The sequence below is a fragment of the Amycolatopsis orientalis DSM 40040 = KCTC 9412 genome, assembly GCF_000478275.1.
In the GTDB taxonomy this organism is placed as follows: domain Bacteria; phylum Actinomycetota; class Actinomycetes; order Mycobacteriales; family Pseudonocardiaceae; genus Amycolatopsis; species Amycolatopsis orientalis.
The window spans coordinates 90,645-96,756 of record NZ_ASJB01000065.1 but is presented as its reverse complement, the minus strand read 5'-3'; the positions used below and the strand labels follow the sequence as shown (position 1 = coordinate 96,756).

Sequence of the window (6,112 nt, the reverse complement as noted above, 5' to 3'; positions counted from 1 at the left end):
CGAGAGCTTGGTTCGTGTCCCGGTCGGCCACCCGGTTTCCCTGGCGACTTGGAGAACTTTACATGGCCGGAAACCCCCGAAAACAGGGGGGTACCTTAACGACATTCCCGCAGGTCAGAGGCCCAAAACCGGTCCTGAGCCGATGATCGCCGGGCCGGACCGGCGGAGAACCCGCGAGAACACCAGGCGAAGAACATTGCTCCGAGTACATTGCTCCGTATTGATCTACCTGATTGCTCCGATTAGCTTCGGGTCCATGAGCACTGCGGAACTCGACGGCATCACCGTCGCCTACGACGACCTCGGCACCGGGCTGCCCGTCGTCCTCGTCCACGGCCACCCCTTCAACCGCACGATGTGGCGCCCGCAGGCGGAACGCTTCAGTCGCGAGGGCTATCGGGTCATCACCGCTGACCTCCGCGGCTATGGCGAGACCACGGTGGTCCCTGGCAAGACCGGGCTCGACGTCTTCGCCAAGGACATCGCCCGTCTCGCGGATCGACTCGGCCTCGGGCGCTTCGTGCTCGGCGGCCTCTCCATGGGCGGGCAGATCGTCATGGAGTTCCACCGCACCTACTCCGAACGCGTCGCCGGGCTCCTACTCGCCGACACCTCCCCGCAGGCAGAGACCGAGGAGGGCAAACGCGTCCGCAACGCGATGGCGGACCGCGTCCTCGCCGAAGGACTGAACCCCTACGCGGACGAGGTGCTGGCGAAGATGGTCTCGCCGGAGAACGTCCGCACGATGCCGGATGTGGCGGCGCACGTCCTCGGCATGATGCGCACGACGCCCAGGGAAGGCGCCGCGGCGGCACTGAGGGGACGGGCCGAGCGGCCGGACTACCGGGAAAGCCTCACGAAGGTCGCGGTGCCGAGCCTGGTCGTCGTCGGCACCGAGGACGAGTTCACGCCGGTGGCGGACGCCGAGCTGATGCACGAACTCATCCCCGGCTCCACCCTGGCGGTGATCGAGGGGGCCGCCCACATGCCTAACCTGGAGCGCGAGGCCGAGTTCAACGCCGTGTTCGCACGGTTCTTGAAAGAGATTGGGTGATCGTCTCCATGTCCCAGAAGACCGTCTTCGTGACCGGCGCCAGCGCGGGGTTCGGCGTCGAGATCGTCCGCCGGTTCGCCGCGGACGGCGCCAAGGTCGTCGCGGCCGCGCGCAGCAAGGACCGGCTGGCCAAGCTGGCCGACGAGCTGGGCGAGAACGTCCTCCCCTACGAACTGGACGTCCGTGACGCCGACGCGGTGGCCGCCCTGCCCGGCACGCTGCCCGCCGAGTTCGCCGACGTCGACCTGCTGGTCAACAACGCCGGCCTCGCCAAGGGGCTCGAGCCCGCCCACCGGGCGAAGCTCGACGACTGGGACCAGATGATCGACACGAACATCACCGGCCTGGTCCACCTCACCCGCGCGCTGCTGCCCGGGATGGTCGAGCGCGGACGCGGGCACGTGATCAACATCGGTTCGATCGCGGGCACCTACCCCTACCCCGGTGGCAACACCTATGGCGCGACCAAGGCGTTCGTGCACCAGTTCAGCCTGAACCTGCGCGCGGACCTGCACGGCACCGGCGTCCGGGTGACCAACGTCGAGCCCGGCATGGTCGGTGGCACGGAGTTCTCCGTCGTCCGGTTCGAGGGCGACCAGAGCAAGGCCGACGACGTCTACAAGGGCACGACGCCGCTGACCGCCGCCGACGTGGCCGAGTCCGTCTTCTGGGCGGCTTCGCAGCCCGAGCACGTGAACATCAACGTCATCGAGCTGATGCCGGTGGTGCAGAGCTTCTCCGCGTTGCGGATCCACCGGGAGAGCTAGTCAGGCCGAAGAGGTCGAAGAGCGCCTGCTGTTCCGGGCTCCGCTCGGTCAGCAGGCGCCGCGTCCGGGGACGGCCGCCGGTCGACGGGTAGCGCAGCACCGTCTCGCCGATCCCGGCCAGGCTGTCCATCAGTTCGCGGACCGACAGGTTCATCCCCGCACGGTCGGCCTCGCGCCGCATGAGGTGGGTGACCGTCGACGCGAGCACCGTGACCAGCGTGTGCACGGCGATCCGGTGCGGGGTCCAGTCCCAGCGTGGCGACGGCCCGGCGACGGCGGTGCCGGTCAGCCAGCGGAACGTCGAGTCGAGGTGGGTTCGCGCCCGGTAGGCGGTGACGACCTCCGCGACGGGCCAGTCGTGGTCGGTGACCAGCACCTGTTTCCCGAAGAACTCGTCGCGCAGCCGGGAGACGGCGGCGTCGTCGACCTTCCACGTCAGCCGGATCTCCCCCGGCTTGGTTCCGGTCAGCGAAGGTGAGAGCACGCGCTCGACCCGGCGGCCGCGCGTGATCCGGGCGATCTCGGCGTTCACCTGGCTCCGGTCGCCCCGGTAGATACCGGCGGCCAGCGCCGCGTCGAGGCCGGCGAGTTCGCGGGTCGCGGTGCCGAGTTCGTCGCCGAACGCGCGGGCCTGCGCGTTGTGCAGGGTCTCCGAATGGGTCAGGATCACGCGCCGCCGCACCCCGGCGACCATCGCCCTGGTGTCGAGGGCGGTCAGCCCGGCGAAGCGCTCGGGGTCGACGGGTTTCCGCGCGGACGACGGTTTCGCCAGCAGCTCCGGATGCTCCGACAACGGCAGGGCGCCGACGAAATGCCGTCCGAGATCCACTTGCGCGGCCTGACCGGCGGTGAAGACCAGCGTGACGTCGCCCGCGGAATGCCGTCCGCGGAGGTCGTCGGCGAGCGCGGCGAACGGCGGGGCCCCCTCTCGCGGGTACACGTGCGAGGCCAGTGGGATCGCGCCGTCCTTGGTCACCACCATGCCCAGTCCGGCGAGTTCGCAGCGGCAGGGGTCGGCCGTGGTGAAGGTGGCGAACTGCGGCACGTCCACGGCGAGTGCGGCGCCGCCCGTCCCAAGCCAGGCGAGTACGGCGTCGGCGACCGTGGCCTCGATCCGCGCGATCCGGTCCGGGGTGAGCCGGTGCAGCGCTCGCCAGTGGTTCGCCAGGTCGGCCTTCACGAACTCCCGTGCGACGCCGTCCTCCCACCACGTGGCCAGCTCCGTCTCCGGTGCGGTCGCCCGGTGCAGGACGGCGAGCGCGAGATGCGTCCCCAGCGTCGTCGTGGCGCGCTGCGCGCCGACGGCTTCGTCGACCCGCTCGACGAAGCCGAGCCGGTTCAGCGTGGCCCAGACCGCCGCGACGTCGCCGAAGGTCCGGTGACGCGCTTCGCCGGGCGCGGAGACGTCGCCGTCCATCGCGCGCCCGATCTCCTCGGCCGTGCCGAGGTAACGCTGGGACACCACGCGGGGCTCTCCGCCGACCCGCGCGGAGGTGACGAGGTAGTAGTACGTCCGCCCGCCGACCTTCTTGCCGATCACCGAAGCCACACTTTAGGTAATACACCGCGGCCTGCTGATCGGCAACCGTGATCACTCGCTGACCAGCGCAAACAGTGACCACACCCAGGTGGGTGAGGTGGTGGCCGGATGCACACTGGCAGGTGGGGCGAGTCCGGCCATAGCGTGCGGGAATGGCACTCGACGCTGACGCGACCGCCCCCACCACCTCGGCGATGCGCCGGGCGCTCGCCCGGGCGCGCGACGGGAAGACCCTCGACCTCACCGAGGCCTCGATCCTGCTCCAAGCGCGCGGCGACGATCTCAAGACGTTGTCGGAGCACGCCTCCCGGATCCGTGACGCCGGCCTCGTGGCGGCGGGCCGCCCCGGCGTGGTGACCTACAGCCGTTCGGTGTTCATCCCGCTGACCCGCTTGTGCCGGGACCGGTGCGGCTACTGCACTTTCGCGACCGTGCCCGGCCGGGTCGAGTCGCCGTTCCTCTCCCCCGACGAGGTCCTCGACATCGCCCGCAAGGGCGCCGCGATGGGCGTCAAGGAGGCGCTGTTCACCCTCGGCGACCGTCCCGAAGACCGCTGGAAGGCGGCGAAGGACTGGCTCGACGCGCACGGGTACGACGACACGCTCTCCTATGTCCGCGCGATGGCGATCCGGGTGCTGGAGGAGACCGGCGTCCTGCCGCACCTCAACCCCGGCGTGCTGACCTGGCAGGACTTCCAGCGCCTCAAGCCGGTTTCGGCGTCGATGGGCATGATGCTGGAGACGACCGCGAAGCGGCTCTACACCGAGAAGGGCGGCCCTCACTACGGCTCGCCCGACAAGGACCCCGACGTCCGCCTGCGGGTGCTGGAGGACGCCGGCCGCAGTTCGGTGCCGTTCACCACGGGCATCCTGATCGGCATCGGCGAGAACTTCGAGGAACGGGCCGACTCGCTGTTCGCGATCCGCAAGGTCGCCAAGACCTACGGCGGTATCCAGGAGGTCATCGTCCAGAACTTCCGGGCGAAGCCGGATACGAAGATGCGCGCGACCCCGGACGCCGACCTCGAGGAACTCGCCGCGACCATCGCCGTCGCGCGGCTCGTGCTCGGGCCGAAGATGCGCATCCAGGCGCCGCCGAACCTGATCGGGCAGCAGTACGAGCTGATGCTGAACGCGGGCATCGACGACTGGGGCGGTGTTTCGCCGCTGACCCCCGACCACGTCAACCCCGAACGCGCGTGGCCGCAGATCGACGAACTCAAGCGCCGCACCGAAGCACTCGGGTTCACCGTGCGCGAGCGGCTGCCGATCTATCCGGAATACGTCAAGACCGGCGAGCCGTGGCTCGACCCGCGGATGAACGCGCATCTCGCGCCGCTCACCGACGCCGAGACCGGGCTGGCGATCGAGGAAGCGATCCCGGTGGGCATCCCGTGGCAGGAGCCGGACGGCGGCTGGCAGGAGGCCGGGCGGACCGATCTGCACGTCGAGGTCGACACCATCGGCCGCACGGAGGACCGCCGCAGCGACTTCGATTCGGTCTACGGCGACTGGGCGGAGATCAAGGGCAACATCAAGACCGCGCCGCAGCGGTTCGACCTCGACATCCGGGATGCCTTGCGCAGCGCGGAAAAGAACCCCGCCGGGCTGTCCGACGACGAGGCGCTGGCGCTGCTGCACGCCGACGGCCCGGAACTCGACGCGTTCGCCCGGATCGCGGACGACCTGCGCCGTGAGGTGAACGGCGACGACGTCACCTTCGTGGTCACCCGGAACATCAACTTCACCAACGTCTGTTACACCGGCTGCCGGTTCTGCGCGTTCGCCCAGCGGCGCACCGACGCCGACGCGTACACGCTTTCGCTGGAGCAGGTCGGCGACCGGGTCGACGAGGCGTGGGCCGCGGGCGCGACCGAGATCTGCATGCAGGGCGGCATCCACCCGGATCTGCCCGGCACCGCGTACTTCGATCTCGCGGCCGAGGTGAAACGGCGTCAGCCGGACATCCACCTGCACTCGTACTCGCCGATGGAGGTCGTCAACGGCGCTTCGCGGACGAACCTGTCGATCGAGGACTGGCTGGCGCGCGCGAAGGAGGCGGGTGTCGACTCGCTGCCGGGCACGGCCGCGGAGATCCTCGACGACGACGTCCGCTGGGTACTGACGAAGGGCAAGCTGCCGACGTCGGAGTGGATCAACGTCGTCACCACCGCGCACAAACTCGGCATCACGACGACGTCGACGATGATGTACGGCCATGTCGACACCCCGGCGCACTGGGTCGGGCATCTGAAGTTGCTGGCGAAGCTGCAGCGGGAAGGCTTGGAACGCAACGGGCGGCGCGGGTTCAGCGAATTCGTGCTGCTGCCGTTCATCCACCAGAGTTCGCCGATCTACCTCGCCGGGCTCGCCAGGGCCGGGACGACGCTGCGGGAGAACCGCGCGGTGCACGCGCTGGCCCGGCTCTTGCTGCACGGGATGATCGACAACATCCAGAGTTCCTGGGTGAAACTCGGCGAGGAAGGCAGCCGCGCCGTCCTTCAGGGCGGGGTCAACGACATCGGCGGGACGCTGATGGAGGAGACGATCAGCCGGATGGCGGGTGCGGCCAACGGGTCGTACAAGACGATCAGCGACATGCGCGCGATGGTCGAGCCGCTGGGTCGTCCACTGCGGCAGCGGACCACCGAATACGGCACGCCGACGCCCGAGCGGATCGCCGCGGCCGAGGCGTCGGACGGTGTCGCGACCGCGGTCCGGCGACCGCTGCTGCCGCTTGTCACCAGCTGAC

At 69.6% G+C, this 6,112-nt stretch carries 4 protein-coding genes; 3 read left to right on the top strand and 1 reads right to left on the bottom strand.

Annotation, left to right across the window (positions count from 1 at the left end):
• Positions 1–256 precede the first annotated feature (256 nt).
• Entirely contained in the window at positions 257–1,054 is a 798-nt protein-coding gene (locus tag L324_RS24095) for an alpha/beta fold hydrolase (RefSeq protein ID WP_037312906.1), read from the top strand.
• Positions 1,055–1,062: 8 nt separating this feature from the next.
• Positions 1,063–1,821, top strand: a complete 759-nt coding sequence (locus L324_RS24090; protein ID WP_037312941.1) for an SDR family oxidoreductase — start codon at positions 1,063–1,065, stop codon at positions 1,819–1,821.
• Here the strand turns inward: L324_RS24090 and L324_RS24085 are convergent.
• A complete protein-coding gene (locus L324_RS24085) occupies positions 1,760–3,370 on the bottom strand; it encodes an IS1634 family transposase (RefSeq protein WP_037312903.1) in 1,611 nt (536 codons plus the stop codon). The genes L324_RS24090 and L324_RS24085 overlap by 62 nt on opposite strands.
• A 185-nt stretch (positions 3,371–3,555) precedes the next feature.
• Between L324_RS24085 and L324_RS24080 the strand changes: the two genes are divergently transcribed.
• Positions 3,556–6,111 (top strand): bifunctional FO biosynthesis protein CofGH, encoded by a 2,556-nt coding sequence (locus tag L324_RS24080; RefSeq protein WP_235783634.1) that lies wholly within the window; start codon positions 3,556–3,558, stop codon positions 6,109–6,111.
• Position 6,112 lies beyond the last annotated feature (1 nt).

Bases quoted from the DNA above. Each gene is read 5' to 3' on its own strand.
- L324_RS24095 (WP_037312906.1), top strand. From the start codon at position 257: ATGAGCACTGCGGAACTCGACGGCATCACCGTCGCCTACGACGACCTC.
- L324_RS24090 (WP_037312941.1), top strand. From the start codon at position 1,063: ATGTCCCAGAAGACCGTCTTCGTGACCGGCGCCAGCGCGGGGTTCGGC.
- L324_RS24080 (WP_235783634.1), top strand. From the start codon at position 3,556: ATGCGCCGGGCGCTCGCCCGGGCGCGCGACGGGAAGACCCTCGACCTC.